Source organism: Caulobacter sp. FV2ps19, assembly GCF_058681035.1.
Map to the genome: position 1 here is coordinate 3,402,689 of NZ_CM178729.1, position 16,043 is coordinate 3,418,731.

17 protein-coding genes and 1 pseudogene are annotated in these 16,043 nt (G+C 64.8%); 8 read left to right on the forward strand and 10 right to left on the reverse strand.

From position 1 onward, the window contains the following. The first annotated feature begins 37 nt into the window (after nucleotides 1-37). On the forward strand, nucleotides 38-547 hold the full coding sequence (locus ACW18B_RS16075) for an ImmA/IrrE family metallo-endopeptidase (RefSeq protein ID WP_492048026.1): 510 nt from the start codon (nucleotides 38-40) through the stop codon (nucleotides 545-547). On the opposite strand, the gene ACW18B_RS16080 is transcribed toward ACW18B_RS16075, so the two are convergent. Continuing rightward, nucleotides 544-1,419: an IS1 family transposase gene (locus ACW18B_RS16080; protein WP_492048027.1), complete on the reverse strand. Its 876-nt coding sequence runs from the start codon at nucleotides 1,417-1,419 to the stop codon at nucleotides 544-546. The genes ACW18B_RS16075 and ACW18B_RS16080 overlap by 4 nt on opposite strands. Before the next feature lie 131 nt (nucleotides 1,420-1,550). On the opposite strand from ACW18B_RS16080, the gene ACW18B_RS16085 reads away from it, so the two are divergent. After that, nucleotides 1,551-2,570 (forward strand): P63C domain-containing protein, encoded by a 1,020-nt coding sequence (locus ACW18B_RS16085; RefSeq protein WP_492048028.1) that lies wholly within the window; start codon nucleotides 1,551-1,553, stop codon nucleotides 2,568-2,570. A 192-nt stretch (nucleotides 2,571-2,762) separates the two neighbouring features. Here the strand turns inward: ACW18B_RS16085 and ACW18B_RS16090 are convergent, their stop codons facing one another. Both ACW18B_RS16090 and folK read right to left on the reverse strand, forming a co-directional pair. Continuing rightward, the gene (locus ACW18B_RS16090; protein ID WP_492048029.1) at nucleotides 2,763-2,969 is read right to left on the reverse strand and encodes a hypothetical protein; all 207 of its coding nucleotides are present in this window, start codon (nucleotides 2,967-2,969) and stop codon (nucleotides 2,763-2,765) included. A gap of 115 nt (nucleotides 2,970-3,084) precedes the next feature. Further along, nucleotides 3,085-3,573 (reverse strand): 2-amino-4-hydroxy-6-hydroxymethyldihydropteridine diphosphokinase, encoded by a 489-nt coding sequence (gene folK, locus ACW18B_RS16095; RefSeq protein WP_492048030.1) that lies wholly within the window; start codon nucleotides 3,571-3,573, stop codon nucleotides 3,085-3,087. 40 nt (nucleotides 3,574-3,613) lie between these two features. Between folK and ACW18B_RS16100 the strand changes: the two genes are divergently transcribed. Both ACW18B_RS16100 and ACW18B_RS16105 read left to right on the forward strand, forming a co-directional pair. Beyond that, complete coding sequence (locus tag ACW18B_RS16100) at nucleotides 3,614-4,213, forward strand: LabA-like NYN domain-containing protein (protein WP_492048031.1); 600 nt, start codon at nucleotides 3,614-3,616, stop codon at nucleotides 4,211-4,213. Then, nucleotides 4,203-4,883: a uracil-DNA glycosylase gene (locus ACW18B_RS16105; RefSeq protein ID WP_492048032.1), complete on the forward strand. Its 681-nt coding sequence runs from the start codon at nucleotides 4,203-4,205 to the stop codon at nucleotides 4,881-4,883. The genes ACW18B_RS16100 and ACW18B_RS16105 overlap by 11 nt, the downstream gene beginning before the upstream one ends. Here the strand turns inward: ACW18B_RS16105 and ACW18B_RS16110 are convergent. From ACW18B_RS16110 to glpK, 4 genes and pseudogenes are all read right to left on the reverse strand, one after another. After that, the gene (locus ACW18B_RS16110; RefSeq protein WP_492048033.1) at nucleotides 4,880-5,725 is read right to left on the reverse strand and encodes an alpha/beta hydrolase; all 846 of its coding nucleotides are present in this window, start codon (nucleotides 5,723-5,725) and stop codon (nucleotides 4,880-4,882) included. The genes ACW18B_RS16105 and ACW18B_RS16110 overlap by 4 nt on opposite strands. Continuing rightward, nucleotides 5,722-6,931, reverse strand: a pseudogene (locus tag ACW18B_RS16115) (Gfo/Idh/MocA family protein). Before ACW18B_RS16115 ends, ACW18B_RS16110 begins: the two are co-directional and overlap by 4 nt. Continuing rightward, nucleotides 6,841-7,812 (reverse strand): SMP-30/gluconolactonase/LRE family protein, encoded by a 972-nt coding sequence (locus tag ACW18B_RS16120; RefSeq protein WP_492048034.1) that lies wholly within the window; start codon nucleotides 7,810-7,812, stop codon nucleotides 6,841-6,843. Before ACW18B_RS16120 ends, ACW18B_RS16115 begins: the two are co-directional and overlap by 91 nt. A 152-nt stretch (nucleotides 7,813-7,964) precedes the next feature. Next, nucleotides 7,965-9,458 (reverse strand): glycerol kinase GlpK, encoded by a 1,494-nt coding sequence (gene glpK / locus ACW18B_RS16125; protein WP_492048035.1) that lies wholly within the window; start codon nucleotides 9,456-9,458, stop codon nucleotides 7,965-7,967. A 167-nt stretch (nucleotides 9,459-9,625) separates the two neighbouring features. Between glpK and ACW18B_RS16130 the strand changes: the two genes are divergently transcribed. The 3 genes from ACW18B_RS16130 to ACW18B_RS16140 all read left to right on the forward strand — a co-directional run bounded on the left by ACW18B_RS16130 (nucleotide 9,626) and on the right by ACW18B_RS16140 (nucleotide 12,099). Beyond that, nucleotides 9,626-10,711, forward strand: a complete 1,086-nt coding sequence (locus ACW18B_RS16130) for a DUF2336 domain-containing protein (RefSeq protein WP_492051752.1) — start codon at nucleotides 9,626-9,628, stop codon at nucleotides 10,709-10,711. Nucleotides 10,712-10,743: 32 nt separating this feature from the next. Next, nucleotides 10,744-11,526: an NAD kinase gene (locus tag ACW18B_RS16135; RefSeq protein ID WP_492048036.1), complete on the forward strand. Its 783-nt coding sequence runs from the start codon at nucleotides 10,744-10,746 to the stop codon at nucleotides 11,524-11,526. A gap of 90 nt (nucleotides 11,527-11,616) precedes the next feature. Further along, nucleotides 11,617-12,099 (forward strand): Hpt domain-containing protein, encoded by a 483-nt coding sequence (locus ACW18B_RS16140; RefSeq protein WP_492048037.1) that lies wholly within the window; start codon nucleotides 11,617-11,619, stop codon nucleotides 12,097-12,099. Nucleotides 12,100-12,101: 2 nt separating this feature from the next. Here the strand turns inward: ACW18B_RS16140 and ACW18B_RS16145 are convergent, their stop codons facing one another. Genes ACW18B_RS16145 through folD form a run of 3 tightly spaced genes read right to left on the reverse strand, consistent with a single transcriptional unit; the run spans nucleotide 12,102 to nucleotide 14,770 of the window. Then, nucleotides 12,102-13,505, reverse strand: a complete 1,404-nt coding sequence (locus ACW18B_RS16145) for a D-arabinono-1,4-lactone oxidase (RefSeq protein WP_492048038.1) — start codon at nucleotides 13,503-13,505, stop codon at nucleotides 12,102-12,104. 12 nt (nucleotides 13,506-13,517) lie between these two features. Continuing rightward, nucleotides 13,518-13,874 (reverse strand): c-type cytochrome, encoded by a 357-nt coding sequence (locus tag ACW18B_RS16150; RefSeq protein ID WP_492048039.1) that lies wholly within the window; start codon nucleotides 13,872-13,874, stop codon nucleotides 13,518-13,520. After that, nucleotides 13,874-14,770, reverse strand: coding sequence for a bifunctional methylenetetrahydrofolate dehydrogenase/methenyltetrahydrofolate cyclohydrolase FolD (gene folD / locus ACW18B_RS16155; protein ID WP_492048040.1), 897 nt, complete (start codon nucleotides 14,768-14,770; stop codon nucleotides 13,874-13,876). Before folD ends, ACW18B_RS16150 begins: the two co-directional genes overlap by 1 nt. Nucleotides 14,771-14,862: 92 nt before the next feature. Here folD and crtY point away from each other — a divergent pair, with 92 nt between their 5' ends. Beyond that, complete coding sequence (gene crtY / locus ACW18B_RS16160) at nucleotides 14,863-16,041, forward strand: lycopene beta-cyclase CrtY (RefSeq protein ID WP_492048041.1); 1,179 nt, start codon at nucleotides 14,863-14,865, stop codon at nucleotides 16,039-16,041. Nucleotides 16,042-16,043: the final 2 nt, after the last annotated feature.

Consider the following 16,043-nt stretch of genomic DNA (forward strand, 5'->3'; position numbering starts at 1 on the left):
CGTCTAATGTCGCAAACGGAACAAGAGGAAGGACTGGGTGGAGACCCAACTAAAGACCCCGCGTGAAGCGCTAGAGATCACGAAACGCTACTGGAATGATATTCCGGTGCGCGTGTTCGCGCTTGCGCATGAGTTGGGTCTCGGTCCCATCGCAGCGCCGCTCCCCGACAACATTTCAGGCATGATCCGCCGTGTCGGAGATCGGTGGGAATGCGTTTACAATCAGGGCCACGCCCGCGTGCGCCAGCGCTTCACGGTGGCGCATGAGATCGGCCACTTCATCTATCATCGCGACCTATTGCGCCAAGGCGTCGGGGACACCCTTGCTTATCGCGCCGAAGGTTCTGAATTGCCAAACCCGCTCATTACGCGCGAGCAGGAGTGGCAAGCCAATAACTTTGCCGCAAACCTTCTAGTGCCCAGCCGCTGGCTCCGCGCAGCGCAGGCGGCAGGCGTTGTGGATGTGAGTGAGCTTGCGCGGCAGTTCGATGTTTCTGGGACGGTTATGCGCATTAAGATGCGCTTGCCGCTGCCGGAAGCGGCTTAGGCGTCTCGCTTCTTGTAAGGGCCGCGCTTCGTCGGCTTCTCGTTACGGGCTTCGATCCGCTCCGCAATATCCTCCAGCGACCACAGACGATCCGTGATCCCTGCCGCCATGGCCGGGGTGATCTTGAGCGTCTTGTGTATGCGGCAGAAGTTATAGAACGCGAAGTAGAGGGCCAGGGCGCGGATATGGTTGTCCAGTTTCTTGGAGAAGCCGTTCGTCAGGCGCGTGAAGCGGCGCATGGACATACGCATCGTCAGGTTCTGGCGCTCAACGTAGGACGTTGAGACGTGCTTGCGGTCGGGGTTGCCCTCGACGGTGATCTTCTTGATCCCGGTGCATTCGGCAGGGCTGTAGCGGCCGGGAGCCGTGATGGTCGGGCCGTAGAGCTTCACAAGCTGGGCGTAATCGACGTCGCCCCCGAACGCGCCTTCAACGGCCTCCAGATAGGCCTTGTGGCCGTCCGTGGTGATTTGAACCCGGTTGGCGATGCGGTCGCGCAGATCGTCCATAAGGACCATGGCGGACTCGCCCGACCGATCCCCGACGAAGTAGGACACGATCAGCTTCGTATCGGCTTCAATCGCCGTCCACGTCCAGACGTCGCCAGCCTCTTCCGGCGCTGACTTGGCGTCCGCGACGTTCTTTTCCTTGGCGTAGCAGAACGACCAAATTTCGTCGCACTGGACCTTGGACGCCTTCACGTCGCGGACCAGCTCGTCGTGCATCACAAGGCAGGTCTCGCCTGCATCCACCAGCAGCTTGGTCACGGTGTTGATGGACACGTCCACAACCCGGCTGATCGACCGCATGGACGACCCTTCGCAGAGCATCGCGAGGATCTGGACGCGCTTGGCGAGAGGCAGCTTGTTCATGCCTATTTCAATATGAACTTTCTGCTTGATAGTCAACGGATACCTGCAAGCATTCTTGCCAAATTGGCATGCTTGCACAGTCGCCTGACATCGGTTAACGTGCAAGCATCAAAATTCCAAAGGATGCTTGCATGCCTGCCGCTCCGAAAGATCCCGTCAAGGTCGCAGCCGCGAAAGCGCGTGCGGAATCAATGCCCGCCACCAGGCGCAGCGAGATCGCCGCAAAGGCGGCCGCCGCGCGATGGGGCAAAACCTACTTAGCCACGCACAAGGGTAACTTCTTTGATGAGCTTGGGATCGACATCGACTGCTACGTCCTAGACGACGCCAGCAAGACCGCTGTGATCAGTCAGCGGGGGATGGGCGAGGCAATCGGATTTAGCCGACGCGGCTCCCGCCTTACGGTCTTCGTGAATAGCCAAACGATGCAGGATTACATCGGCCGCGAATTGCTGGAGAAATTCAATAATCCCCTTGTTTTTCAACCACCCAAGGCGGCCGCAGCGGGTGGCGTAGCCGCTCGGCCGCACGGTTACGATGCCGCTCTGCTGATTGATCTTTGCCAAGCGATCTTGCGCGCGCGGGCGGACGGGAAGCTCACTGCGGCGCGCTATAGCAAAATGGTGACCCAGGCCCAAATCATTGTGGGCGCGTCAGCAAAGAGCGGCATCCGCAATTTTGTGTATGCCCTATCAGGGTACAGCCCAACAACTGACGAAGTAATTTCTGCCTTCAAGCTTTATGTTCTTGAGGAAGCCAAAAAGTATGAGCCAGAATTTCCGAATGAACTCTATATGCAATGGCATAGACTTTATCAACTTGCCGTTCCAGAGCGCGGAAAGCCTTGGCACTTTAAATACCTTACCGTAAATCACGTCTATCACCCACTGGCGAAGAGTAACGGTATGCTACTTGAGCTAATGAGGGCGCTCAAAGCACAAGGTGGGGACCGCCATAAGAAGCTGTTTCAGTTCTTGAACGGCATTGGCGCAAGGGCCTTGCGGATGCAGCTGGGCCGCGTGCTTGAGATGGCAGAGTCATCCGCCGATAAGCTCGAATACGAGCGAAAGATCATCCAGAGGTTCGGGGGGCAGTTAGAGCTAGACTTTACCGCTATCGGTCCTTCCAGCGAGACTCCGCAGCTCGCTTAGCGATCTCAGATCGTTCCTCGGCAGTAAGGGCGGCGGCTCTAGCAGCCCCGCCCTTTTTCCCGCCCGCGCTGTGATGCGCCTTGGCGGGATCGGCGGTGGTGTCCTCAATCTCCCCCGTCGCGATCTTCCCGATCATGACGGCAAGGCCGATAGCGTCGGCGGGGCGCTTCTGTCCTTGGGGGCCTTTAGGCATTAGATCGCCTTGATCACGAGCTTGTCGTCGCCACAGAGCGAGCAACGGTCCTGACGCCTATCAAATTCAGAAGTCAGGCCAAAGGGCATGGTGCACCGATGGGCCTGCTGGCGCCGCTTCAAGGGAATGCCCTTAGCGATGCAATCGTCACAGACCGCGCGGGGGCGGTGGTCGGTGATGAACTTGTGAACCTGTTCTGCGATCATGCCGCCATCATAGCGCCTGGCGCTTCAGCTCGCCATGCTTGTCAACGGCGTCTAATTTCAAACTGAGACACTACCAAACATCACCAGGACCTGAAGACCCGCGCAGCCTCATCGGTCACGGGCTAGCGTCGGTTCCCACAGTCGCCCTGCCCGCCAGACTTGCCGCTGTTTCGCCCAGCACGGGATGCGCCCAGTCCGCCGCGATCTCCGCCAGAGGCCCCATGACGAACAGGCGCTCATGAGCGCGGGGGTGCGGCAGGGTCAGTTCGGCGTTCACCACCAGACGTCCATAGGCGATCAGATCAAGATCAAGGGTGCGCGGCGCGTTGACCTGACTCCGGGCTCGGCCGAAGCGGGCTTCCAGGCGATGCAGCGCCGCCAGCGCTTCCGCAGGGCCCAACGCCGTCGACACCAGCGCCACGCCGTTCAGATAGGCCGGGGCGGTCGGATCGGGCCATGCCGCCGAGCTCCACCAGGACGAGCGCCGGGCCACGCTCAGCCCCTCGGCGGGGAACGCCTCAAGGGCGGCTTCCAACAAGGCCTCGCGACTCGTATAGGCTCCCGGCAGATTACAGCCGAGCGCCACGATCACGGCCTCGTTCAAGCCATTTCGATCGACCTTATTTTCCAAGGATTTTCCGCGCGTGACCTTTTATCCCACCGACCGTCTGGCCCTGTTCATCGACGGAGCCAACCTCTACTCGGCCGCCAAGGCGCTGGGCTTTGACATCGACTACCGCAAGCTGCTCGACGAGTTCAAGAAGCGCGGCGTGCTGATCCGAGCCTATTACTATACCGCCATCAGCGAGAACGACGACTATTCGCCGATCCGGCCGCTGGTCGACTGGCTGGACTACAACGGCTTCACCCTGGTGACCAAGCCGGCCCGCGAGTTCACCGACAGCCAAGGGCGCAAGCGCTGGCGCGGCGACATGGATGTCGAGATCGCCGTCGACATGCTGCAGATGGCCGAGGCCGCCGATCACCTGGTGCTGTTCTCCGGCGACGGCGACTTTCGCGCCCTGGTCGAGGCCGTGCAGCGCAAGGGCCGCCGGGTCACCGTGGTCTCGACCATGAAAAGCCAGCCGCCCATGACCAGCGACGACCTGCGCCGCCAGGCTGACGACTTCGTCGATCTGAACGACCTGGCCAATATCATCGGCCGGCCGCAGCGCGCGCCGGCGCCGCGTCCGACCGCCGACGCCCGGACCCTGGCCGAGCGCGAAGCTGACGATGAATACTGAGCGCTCCAACATCGTCGGCGAGACCGTCCCCTCGCCCGCCGAGCCGTCGCGCGACTGCCCGCTGTGTCCGCGCCTGGTGGCCTATCGCCGCGAGAACCAGGACCTCTATCCTGACTGGTTCAACGGCCCCGCCCCGTCGTTCGGCGACAAGGACGCGCGCCTGCTGGTCGTGGGGCTGGCGCCCGGCCGCAAGGGCGCCAACCGCACCGGCCGCCCCTTCACCGGCGACTATGCCGGGACCCTGCTCTACGACACCCTGATCAAGTTCGGCTTCGCCATCGGCGCATTCGAGGCGCGGCCCGATGACTCCCTGCAACTGATCGGCAGCGCGGTGACCAACGCCGTGCGCTGCGCGCCGCCCGGCAACAAGCCCGAGACGTCGGAGGAGAATACCTGCCGGCCGTTCCTGACCCAGCGGATCGAAGCTTTCCCAAGGCTGCGCGCCATCGTCACCTTGGGCGACGTCTCGCGCCGGAATGTGCTGAAGGCGCTGGGCCTGAAGGCGTCGGCGGGTGTTCCCGGGCACGGATCAGAGTTCCAGGCCGGGCCCTATCGGGTGTTCAACAGCTATCACTGCTCGCGGCTGAACACGAACACCGGCCGCCTGACGACGCCGATGTTCGAGGACCTGTTCGCACGCGTCAGAGCCTATATCGACGCGGCCGACTAGGGTCGCTTGGCCAGCCAGCCGTTGTCGGCCATCCAGTCGCGCAGGCGATCCGGCCACACCTTGATCACGGCCTTGTCGGTGCGGAAGCCCATATTGAAAGCGTGGCCGCCTGTCTGAAACAGGTGAAACTCGACCGGGACCTTGGCGGCGCGGAACTTGGTCAGCAACTCCACCGGTGGGGCCGAGCAGCATTCATCATCGTCAGCGGCCAGGATGAAGGCCGGAGGCGCATCGTGAGGAATCTTGTCGGGCAAGCCCAGCGGCCCCGGATAGATCAGCACCTGAAAATCAGGTCGAGCGCTGACCGCATCGATGGCGTCAACGTGCGGATCCTTCGAGGCGTCCTGATAGACTTCCAGATCCACCACCTCGCCGCCGCCCGAGAAGCCCATCAGGCCGATGCGAGCGGGGTCGACCCCGAACTCGGCGGCATGGGCGCGGACGTAGCGTACGGCCCGGGCGGCGTCCTGGCGAGCATGGTCGATCGTGTAGGGTGAACCTTCCTCACGGAAGAGCCGGTATTTCAGCACGAAGACCGCCACGCCCATCGGGTTCATCACCTTGGCCACGTCCGTGCCCTCGGGATGGATGACCAGCATCTTGTGACCACCGCCCGGCAGCACGATCAGCGCCGCGCCGCTCGCCATGTCCTTGGGCGGCAGATAGGCGGTGATCGACGGGTTGTTGATGCTCTTGGCCCAGTACTCGGCGGCCTGTTCGGGGATGTCGCGGCGGCTTTCGAAGCCCGGCGCGCCTTTGGGCCAAAGCGAGATCTGCTGCTGGGCGTTGACGGCGAGCGGCGTCAGCCCGAGGGCGAGCGCCAGAAGCGCGGCGCGCCTCACAGCCGGACCGTCCGGCCTTCGCGGGCCGCCAGATAGATGGCCTCGATGATCTTCATGTCCTTAAGCCCCTCCTCACCGCTGACGAGAGGGTCCGCGCCGGTGAGGATGCATTCAGACAGATGATCCAGTTGGGCCGAGAACTGGTTCTTGCGGGTCGGCGCCGGTTCGCGCGGGGCGGTCTTGCCGTCCAGCCGGACGGTCATGGCCTGGCCGGCATAGGCCGTGGCCGGCTCGATCTCGACCCAGCCTTTCGGACCCGAGGCCCGATAGCGATTGACGTTGGAGCTGTAGGCCGAGATGCAGTTGGCGATCGCTCCGGACGGGAACAGCAGCTGGAAGCTGATCAGGTCTTCCACCGTTTTAAACCGCACGTCCTTGCGATCCGTCGATTCCATTGCGTTGACCGCGACCGGTTCCTCGCCGGTCAGGTATCGGGTCGCATTCAGGCTATAGATCCCGATATCCATCAGGCTGCCGCCGCCCGACAGCGCCTCGTTCAGCCGCCACTGGGTCGGATCGCCGATCGTGAAGCCATGGTCGGCGACGATGGTGCGGGTCGGTCCGAAGACCCCGCTCTGGACGAGGTTGATCGCCTCAATATTGTGCGCCTGGAAGCGACTGCGATAGCCGATCATCAGCTTGCGGTCGGCGGCCTTGCAGGCGGCGATCATCGCCTCGCAATCGGCGACCGAGGTCGCCATCGGCTTCTCGCACATCACATGCTTGCCGGCCTTGGCGGCGCGTTCGGTGAAGGTGCGGTGCAGGCTGTTGGGCGTGACGACATAGACGATATCGACGTCGGGGTTGTCGATGATCCGGTCGAAGGTCTCGTAGCTGTAGAGCCCGCTGTCGGGTACGCCATATTGGGCGCCATAGGTCTTGAGCTTTTCAGGCGTGCCGCTGACCAGGGCCGCGATCCGGGAATGCTCGCACTCGGCGAACCGCGGCATGATGATCTGGGTCGCGTAATAGCCCAGCCCCAGAATGGCGTATCCCAGCTTGCGGCCTTCCGCCCTGGCCTGGGCCAGGGCGTCGAGGGGCGCTGCGGCCAGGGCGCCGGCGGCCAGGCCGCCCTGCAGGAATGAACGTTTGCTTGGACGGTCCATGGGCGGCTCCTAGATCAGGCCGGTCGTTTTCAGGCGCACCCGCGCCAGGGTGTGGTTCGACGTCAGAAACAGCGTGCGCCCATCCTCGCCAAAGGCGCAGTTGGCGACGGCCTGGCCCGTCTCGATGACCCCGATCAGCTCCCCTGCCGGCGTGATCACCTGAACCCCGCCCGGTCCGGTGGCGTAGAGCCGCCCATCAGTGTCCAGGCACATCCCGTCGGGCAGACCCGGCCCACCGGCCTTGTGCAGCGCCATGGCGTCGAAAAACACCTGGGACTTCACCGGCAGGCCGTCCGGACCCAGGTCATAGGCCATGATCACCGGCCCGTCGGGATCGGAGACGGAGACATACAGCCGCGTCTCATCTGGCGTCAGCGCCAGGCCATTGGGAAAGGTCAGCTTGTCATCGACCACCGCCACCGAGCCGTCCGGGCGGCGCAGATAGACGCCATTGAACGCCATCTCCTTGATCGGCGAGGCGTTCATGCCCTCCAGACCATAGGGCGGATCAGTGAAATAGATCGCGCCGGCCAGGGGCCCCTTTTGCGCGACAGCCAGATCGTTGGGGCTGTTGAAGCGCTTGCCCTGATAGCGGTCGAGCAGAATCGTCTTCTTGCGGGTCTTCAGATCGACCTTCGAGAGCGACCGATTACCATGGTCACAGACCAGCAGGGCGCCGGCGGCGTCCAGGGCCATACCATTCGAACCCGGCTCGCGGAACGCCTTGGTCGGCGGGCCGTCATAGCCAGACGGCTTCAGAAACACCGTGGCGCCGTCAGCCTCGCTCCAGCGATACATGGTGTTGGCGGGAACGTCGGAGAAGACGAGATAACCGCCGTCCTTCACCCACACCGGACCCTCGGACCAGACGAAACCGTCCGCGAGTTGTTCGATCCTCGCGTCCGGTGACGCCACGGCGTCAAAGGCTGGCGAGAGACGGCGAAGGCTTCCCACGGTGGGGTGCGCGGCTTGAGCAGGCATGGAGAACCCTCCGGCGAAAACGGCGGCGCTTGCCCCCAGGGTGATGGAACGGCGCGTCGGCGTCATGCGGTTGGATCCTCATGTTATGACAGCGATGTCGTAGCAATCCCGCAAGCGACTGGCGACCCGCGTTTTGCCTTCACGTCAAAATATCAGGTCCGAACGCGCGGCAGGGCGTCGAGCCAACGCGCATAGGCCGCCTCGCGGTGAGGCTTGGACATCGAAGGCTCCAGGGCCTGGGCCGCGGGTCGCGCAGCGGCGGCCTCGTCCAGTGAGGCATAGACTCCCGCCCCGAGACCCGCGAACAGGGCTGCGCCCAGAGCCGTGGTCTCCAGATAGCTGGCGCGTTGCACCGTGATACCGGTCAAATCAGCCAGACGCTGCGAGAACCAGGCGCTTTTCGACATGCCGCCGTCGATACGCAGTTGGGCGCCCTCACCGAAGGATTCAGGCGCGTCCGATCGCATCGCCTCGATCAGGTCACGGCTCTGAAGCGCGCAGGAATCATAGGTGGCCGCCGCGATCTCGGGCAGGCCGGCGTCGCGGGTCAGGCCGAAGATCGCGCCGCGAGCCCCCGCGTCCCACCAAGGCGCGCCCAGCCCCGTGAAAGCCGGCACGACGACAACGCTGTGGTCCGGCTTGGCCGCGCGCGCCAAGGCTTCGGCGGCGCGAGGGCCGCCGGTTATGCCCAGCCCCTCGCCCAGCCACTGGATCGCCGCGCCAGCCACGAAGATCGATCCTTCCAGAGCATAGGTCGTCTTGCCGCCGACCCGCGCCGCGACCGTGGTCAGCAGACGGGAGCGGGATACAGGCCGGACCTCGCCGGTGTTGATCAACATGAAGCAGCCAGTGCCGTAGGTGGCCTTCATCTGGCCCGGCTGGATGCACCCCTGCCCCATCAACGCCGCTTGCTGGTCTCCCGCGACACCCCGGATCGGCACCTCTCGCCCCAGGATGCCGGCGCTCGCGACGCCGTAGTCATCGGCGCAATCCAGCACCGTGGGCATCAGACCCGCCGGCACGTTAAAAAGGTCGAGCATGGACTGCGACCAGTCCTGCGTCACGATATCGAACAGCAGGGTGCGCGAGGCGTTGGTGGCGTCCGTGGCGTGCACCGCGCCGCCGGTCAACCGCCAGATCACCCAACTGTCCATGGTGCCGCACAGGAGCTGTCCGGCTTCAGCGCGGTCGCGCGCGCCGGTCACATGATCCAGGATCCAGGCGATCTTGGTGCCGGAGAAATAGGGATCGAGCAGCAGGCCGGTCACCTCGGACACCCGCGCCTCATGGCCGGCGTCCCGGAGCCGATCGCAAGCGTTGGCTGTGCGGCGATCCTGCCAGACAATGGCGGGATGGATCGGGCGACCCGTGGCCTTGTCCCACACGACCACCGTCTCGCGCTGATTGGTGATCCCGATGGCGGCGACATCGGCGACATCGCGCCCCGACGATTCCATGGCCTCGCGCAGCACCGCGACACAGGCGGCGAAGATTTCTTCCGCGTCGTGTTCGACCCAGCCGTCGGCGGGATAGCTCTGTCGCAGAGGCCGCGTGGCGTCGGCGATCGCACCGCCGGCGGCGTCGAACAGGATCGCCCGTGTGCTGGTCGTGCCCTGATCCAAGGCCAGAATCAGTTGTTCAGCCATCCTCGCGCCTCCCGCACGCCACTTTACCGAGCCACCGGACCGCTATTGTTATCGATCATTCGGTTGAGCCGTTTAAGCATGTTTTCATTTGCCGGAAGCAAGGTCATCTTCACCGTATTCGGGATTCGAGGAGGCTGGTCATCCAAGCCGTCCAAACCGCCAAGCTTTTGTCACTGGCGCGCAGCCGCGATCCTGGCGATCGTGAGCGGCTGCTGACCGGCATTATTGAGCTATGCGAGGCCAGCCAGGCCGCCGGTGGCGCGACTGACCCGGATGTCCAGAGCCTGCTGGATTCGATCTTCATGACCCTGGTCGTCGAGGCCGAGCGCGAAATTCGCCAGCGCCTCTCCGAGCGCTTGGCGGACGCCGCGTGGGCGCCGTCGGCCTTGATCAATATCCTGGCCCTGGATGAAATCGAGATCGCCCGCCCGATCATCGCCCGCAGTCCCGTGCTTCAGGATCACGACCTGATCAGACTGTTGGTTCAGGCCACCCTCGAGCATCAGATCGAAGTCGCACGCCGGGCGCGCCTACCGGCCTCTGTCGTCGAGGCCATACTGGCGCGCGAAGAACCTGCGGTTCTGACCGCGCTGGCCAACAACGAAACCGCCGAGATTTCCAGCGAGGGCCTTCGCCGCCTGGTCGGGCGCGCTAAAGATGTCGTCGCGCTTCGTTCGCCCCTGGCGCGCCACCCCCTGCTCTCCAGCGACCTGGCCGAACAGCTTTATCTCTGGGTTGGGCGGTCCTTGCGCGAAGCGCTCGCGACGCGCTTCCATCTCGACACCGACGCCATGATCGCTGCGGTCGATGAGGCGCTTCGCGCCGCCCATCGCGGCGATGGTCCTGCCGAGGAAGGAATCGGCGAGTCCGAGGAAGACCGTGAAGCCATGGAGCGCTCGCTTGTCGAGAAGCTCGACGCGGCCGGCCAACTCCGCCCCGGCTACATGTTGCGCGTGCTGCGGGAAGGTCGCCTGCCGCTGTTTGTCTTGGCTCTGGCTCGCCTGGGCCAGTTTGAACCTGACCAGATCCGCCGCGCCATCAATAGCAATCGCCCGGAATTGCTGGCCCTGGCCTGCTCGGCCGTCAGCATTGATCGCAGCGTATTTCCGACCATCCTTGAGCATGTGCGCCAACTCAACGCCGGCCGTCCCGGCGGCGGCGAAGAAGGCGCGCGGCGCGCCGGCAGTGCGTTTGGGCCGTTCACCCCGGACATCGCGGCCATGGCTTTCCGACAGGCCGTCGGCGCGGTTTGACAAGCAGGCGGGCTTCCCGCCTCTTTGGCCTGATGTACCAGCCTCAACCCTTTCTGACCCGCCTGAGCTTCAAGGCCAGCGACCGCCCCGAAGCCGAGGAGGCCCGCGAGCGGCTGATTGCGCGCTATGGCGATGTTGGCGAAGAGTCAGCGCAAGTGATCGTCGCCCTCGGCGGCGACGGATTCATGCTCGAAACCCTGCACGGCGCCATCGCCAGCCAGACCCCGATCTACGGCATGAACCGGGGGTCGATTGGCTTCCTGATGAACGAATACAGCGAGGATGGCCTGCTGGAGCGAATCAATGCCGCCGAGCGCGCCGTGATCCATCCGCTGGTGATGACCGCGATCGATTCCCAGCGCCGCAACCACCGGGCCCTCGCGATCAACGAAGTCTCGTTACTGCGTCAGACGCGGCAGACCGCCAAACTTCGCATCTCGATCGATGGCAAGGTGCGGATGAGCGAACTGGTCTGTGACGGCGCCCTGATCGCCACGCCCGCCGGATCAACCGCCTATAATCTTTCGGCGCACGGCCCGATCATTCCCATCGGGGGTCAGGTCTTGGCCCTGACGCCCATCAGCGCCTTCCGCCCCCGCCGGTGGCGCGGCGCCCTGCTGCCGCGCTCAGCGCGCATCACCTTCGAGATCCTCGAGGCTGACAAGCGGCCGGTCAGCGCCGTCGCCGACAATTTCGAGGTTCGCGACGTCCTGGAAGTCCACATTTCGGAAGACCGCGACACAAGCCTGGCGATGCTGTTTGACGCCGGCCGCAGCCTCGATGAGCGGGTTCTGGCCGAGCAGTTCTCGGCCTGAGGCGTTCCGTCGCGGGAAACCGGCATCTCACTCGTTGTTAACGCCTGCTATGGTACCAATCTCCAAAGGCCCACCGCCGGGGAGGTGATTTTGACGACGAAGCCCACCGCCGAGGTGATCCAGGTGCCGAATATGCTGAAGCTCAAGGTGGGCGGACGCGGCGGCATCGACATGGCGGCCATCGCCAAGGCCGAGGCCGCCCTCAAGAGCCTTTCGGGCAATTTTGCCCAATGGCTGCAGGATGAAATCACCAAGCTCGAGGCCGCCCGGCAAGAGGTCAAGACCCAGGGTCTGAATGCCGTCACGGTCGAGACGCTGTATCTCCGAGCCCACGATCTCAAAGGCCTTGGGGCGACCTACGACTTTCCGCTGATCACCCGTATGGCCGGTTCGCTGTGCAAGCTGATCGACGAGCCAGAGACGCGCCTGTCAGCGCCGATGTTCCTGGTGGACGCCCATATCGACGCCATCAAGGCGGCCGTCCGCGGCGATATCAAGGTCGATACGCACCCCGTCGGCAAGGCGCTCGCTGAAGAACTTGAAGGCCGCGTCACGGAATATCTGGCGGGCTAACATCAGGCCAGGCCAAACAAGCCCTTCAGATAGGGGTTGAGCATCCGCATTTCCGGATCGAGCTCGGCCCGCACCTTCAGAAAATCATCCCAGCGCGGATACAGCGCCTGTAGCGCTCCGCCGTTCAGGCTGTGAAGCTTGCCCCAGTGCGGCCGGCCGCCATGCCGACGGAAGATCGGCTCGATCAACTCATACAGGAACGCGAAGTCGTCCTTGTAATAGGTATGCACGGCGACCGATCCCCGCGGACCGCCCTGGAACGGCGAAAGCCAGGCGTCATCCGGCGCGATGCGGCGCAACTCAATGGGGAAGAACACATCCGGCCGTTGCTTCTCGATGGTCGCGACCACCTCTTCCAAAGCCTCTAGCTGCGTCGCGACCGGCAGATGGAATTCCATCTCGTTGAAGCGCACGGGTCGGTCGTTCGACAGTAGTTTCCAGCCTTCGTCGACGGCTGTCTCGGGTTTCACGCCGGCCAGCAGCGCCCGCGCTGCGGTCTTGCGCAAGGGCGTTGAGAAGCCCAGCAGATTGCGTAGCCCCTTGAGAGCATCGAGGAAGGCCGTGTCCTGGTCGGGACCTCGAGCCTCGACCGGGTCGTCGGTCTCGTCATGGCTGACGCCGATGGCCAGGCCGGTGAAGGGCGCGACAAAGAATTCGAAATTACGGTGCTCCGCCCACCGCGCTTCGGCCTTGGCCAGCGCGTCGCCGAAGGGTTCGATCCAGACGCGTCGACGAATTCGGCGGTTGGGGACGGTCTTCAGCCTGACCTGAGTGATGACGCCCAAGGCGCCGAGAGACACCTTGGCGGCCTGAAAGATCTCCGGCCTGCGGGTCGCGTCGCAGTCGATGACCTGTCCGCTCGGGGTCATCAGCCTCAGCCCCGTGACATCGCCATGCAGCGCCTGCAGCTTGGCGCCGGTGCCATGGGTGGCCGTCGCCAGGGCGCCGGCAAGGGACTGCTTGTTGATATCCGGCAGATTGGCCATCGCCCGCCCCTTGGCCGCCAGGGCTGGCCCCAGCGCGCCCAGACGCGTCCCAGCCAGAACCACGGCCTCGTCGCCTTCCCAGTTGGTAATCCCGGCCATGCCGTCCAGCGACATCAGAGAGCCGCGAGTCGGGGCGAGCGCCGTGAACGAGTGCCCTGCCCCGACGGGGCGGATCGGCGCGGCGGCCGTCTTGAGCATTTGGGCCAGCTCGCCCTCATCCTTGGGCGCCAGGCGCTCGGAGGGATAGGCGGTCTGAACGCCCGACCAGTTTCGCCAGAGCAGTTTGCCCTCGCTGTTGACCGAGGCCGGCGCTGTCGGCTCGGGCTTTTCGTGGGTGGCGACCAGATAGCCGGCCCCGCCAGCGGCCACCACGGCGGCGCCCGTGCCGCCCGCGACCAGAGCGCCTCGTCTCGAAATCATGGCTTCCCCCGACTATGCGGGATCTTCGCGCCCCGCCATGAAGCGTATGAGGCCCTGGAAATCGGAGGGTGTGCAAGTCGCGCATTGCCCCGAGGCCGGCATGGCCTTGAAACCCTGGATGGTGTGGTCGAGCAAAACGGCCTCCCCCTGCTTCCAGCGCGCCCCCCAGGCGGCGCGTTCATGGACCAGCGGCGCGCCCGTGCCGGGTATGGCGTGGCAGGCCTTGCACGACGTTTCGTACAGTCCCGCCAGTCGCGCGTCGGCGGGCTTCAACAGCAGGGCTTGTTCCGGCGTCGGCGCCGGCAGGGCTTTTTCGCCACAAGCCGCGAGGCAAAGGGCCGCGAGCGTCAAGACGACGGCGACGCGCATCAGCCTTCGATCCCATGCAGTCGCTTGGCGGCCGTAACGGTATTGGCCAGAAGACAGGCGATGGTCATGGGGCCCACGCCGCCCGGCACCGGAGTGATCGCGCCTGCCACCGCCTTGGCCTCATCAAAGGCGACGTCGCCGACCAGGCGGGTCTTGCCCGCCGCCGCCGCGACCGGATCACGGGACGGGAAACGGCTGATGCCGACATCGATGACCACCGCGCCCGGCTTGATCCAGTCGCCCCGAACCATTTCCGCGCGACCGACGGCGGCGACGACGATGTCGGCCTGCCGCACGATCGCCGGCAGATCGACGCTGCGCGAATGGGCGATGGTGACCGTGCAGTCAGCGGCTAGCAGCATCTGCGCCATGGGCTTGCCCATCAGATTCGAGCGCCCGATCACAACGGCGCTTTTGCCCCGCAGATCGTCCAGCATGTCCTTGAGCAGCATCATGCAGCCCAGCGGCGTGCAAGGCGTCAGGGCCGGCAGACCGCTGGCCAGACGACCGGCATTGGTGACCGTCAGCCCATCAACGTCCTTGTCGGGCGAGATCGCCGCCACAATGTCGGCCTGGCTGAGATGATCCGGAACCGGAAACTGCACCAGCACGCCATGGATGGCGGGGTCCGCATTCAGCTTGCTGACCAGAGCCAGAAGCACGTCCTGGGCGACATCCGCAGGCAAGCGGTGGGTTTCGGAATGCATGCCCGCGGCCAGGGTCTGCTCGCCCTTGTTTCGCACATAGACCTGACTGGCGGGGTCTTCGCCCACCAGCACCACGGCCAAACCCGGCGTGACGCCGTGATCGGCTTTCAGAGCGGCCACCTCCTCAGCGATCCGCGCGCGCAGATCGGCTGCGAAAGCCTTGCCGTCGATGATCCTGGCCTCGGACATGGGCGCACTCCTCGTTTCGGCGTGCCTAGCCGCTAGTTTTGATGCGCGCAACGCTGGCGTGGAGACCACGCAATCGTGCTAGAGCCAAGACCATGGCAGTTGCGTCTTCCACCCTTCGCGCAGACGTCGTCCTGGTGGGCGGCGGCCTCGCCAATGGCCTGATCGCATTGCGGCTCAGAGCCATGCGCCCTGACCTGCGGGTGATGATCCTGGAACGCGACCATCGAATCGGCGGCGAGCACACCTGGTGCCACTTCGAGACCGACGTCAGCCCGGGCATCGGCGGCTGGCTTCGCCCGCTGATCGTCCACCGCTGGTCGGGTTATGAGATTCGCTTTCCGGACCATCAGCGCTCGCTCGAGACGCCGTACATGGCCATCACCTCGCAGCGTCTGCACGAAGCCGTCACCGCCGCGCTGGGGACTGACGTCTGGTTCGGCGCGGCGGTCTCGGAGGTCTCCCCCCATCAGGTCACCCTCTCGGACGGTCGCCGCATCACCGCCGCCGCCGTCATCGACGGACGCGGCCCGCGCCGCAGCCGCAGCCTGGTGTTGGGTTGGCAGAAGTTCCTGGGGCTGGGCGTGCGGCTGTCAGCGCCGCACGGCCTGACCCGTCCCATCGTCATGGACGCGACGGTCTCGCAACTGGACGGCTATCGCTTCCTGTATGTTTTGCCGCTCGACGCCACGCGCCTGCTGATCGAGGACACCCGCTACAGCGATGGGTCCGAGCTCGACCACGCCGCAGTACGCCAGGCCATCGCCGCCTATGCCGGCCAGCAAGGCTGGACCATCGCCAAGGTCGAGCGCGAGGAGCACGGGGTCCTGCCGATCGCCCTGGCCGGCGACATCGACGCCTATTGGCGTGAGGCGCGGGCCCAGGTCGCGGAGGTCGGCCTGCGCGCCGCCCTGTTCCAGCCCACCACCGGCTATTCCCTGCCCGACGCCGCCCGGCTGGCCGACCAGATCGCCGCCCTGCCGCACATCACCAGCGCCCATGTCCGCACCTGCGTCGAGGCCCACTCCAAGGCCGCCTGGCGCAAGCGGCGGTTCTTCCGGCTGCTGAACCGCATGCTGTTTCGGGCCTGCGCGCCAGACCAGCGCTACAAGGTGCTGCAGCGCTTCTACCGGTTGCGCCCTGCCCTGATCCAGCGCTTCTACGCCGCCCGGCTGACGCTCTGGGACAAGGCCCGCGTCCTGATCGGCAAACCGCCCGTACCTGTTCTCGCCGCCATGGGTTATCTGGGCGAGCGTTCCGTGACCGAGGACTAAGC

Coding starts and splice junctions, on each gene's coding strand:
- ACW18B_RS16080 (WP_492048027.1), bottom strand. CDS start 1,419: ATGAACAAGCTGCCTCTCGCCAAGCGCGTCCAGATCCTCGCGATGCTC.
- ACW18B_RS16085 (WP_492048028.1), top strand. CDS start 1,551: ATGCCTGCCGCTCCGAAAGATCCCGTCAAGGTCGCAGCCGCGAAAGCG.
- ACW18B_RS16090 (WP_492048029.1), bottom strand. CDS start 2,969: ATGATCGCAGAACAGGTTCACAAGTTCATCACCGACCACCGCCCCCGC.
- ACW18B_RS16105 (WP_492048032.1), top strand. CDS start 4,203: ATGAATACTGAGCGCTCCAACATCGTCGGCGAGACCGTCCCCTCGCCC.
- ACW18B_RS16120 (WP_492048034.1), bottom strand. CDS start 7,812: ATGCCTGCTCAAGCCGCGCACCCCACCGTGGGAAGCCTTCGCCGTCTC.
- glpK (WP_492048035.1), bottom strand. CDS start 9,458: ATGGCTGAACAACTGATTCTGGCCTTGGATCAGGGCACGACCAGCACA.
- ACW18B_RS16135 (WP_492048036.1), top strand. CDS start 10,744: ATGTACCAGCCTCAACCCTTTCTGACCCGCCTGAGCTTCAAGGCCAGC.
- ACW18B_RS16145 (WP_492048038.1), bottom strand. CDS start 13,505: ATGATTTCGAGACGAGGCGCTCTGGTCGCGGGCGGCACGGGCGCCGCC.
- ACW18B_RS16150 (WP_492048039.1), bottom strand. CDS start 13,874: ATGCGCGTCGCCGTCGTCTTGACGCTCGCGGCCCTTTGCCTCGCGGCT.
- folD (WP_492048040.1), bottom strand. CDS start 14,770: ATGTCCGAGGCCAGGATCATCGACGGCAAGGCTTTCGCAGCCGATCTG.
- crtY (WP_492048041.1), top strand. CDS start 14,863: ATGGCAGTTGCGTCTTCCACCCTTCGCGCAGACGTCGTCCTGGTGGGC.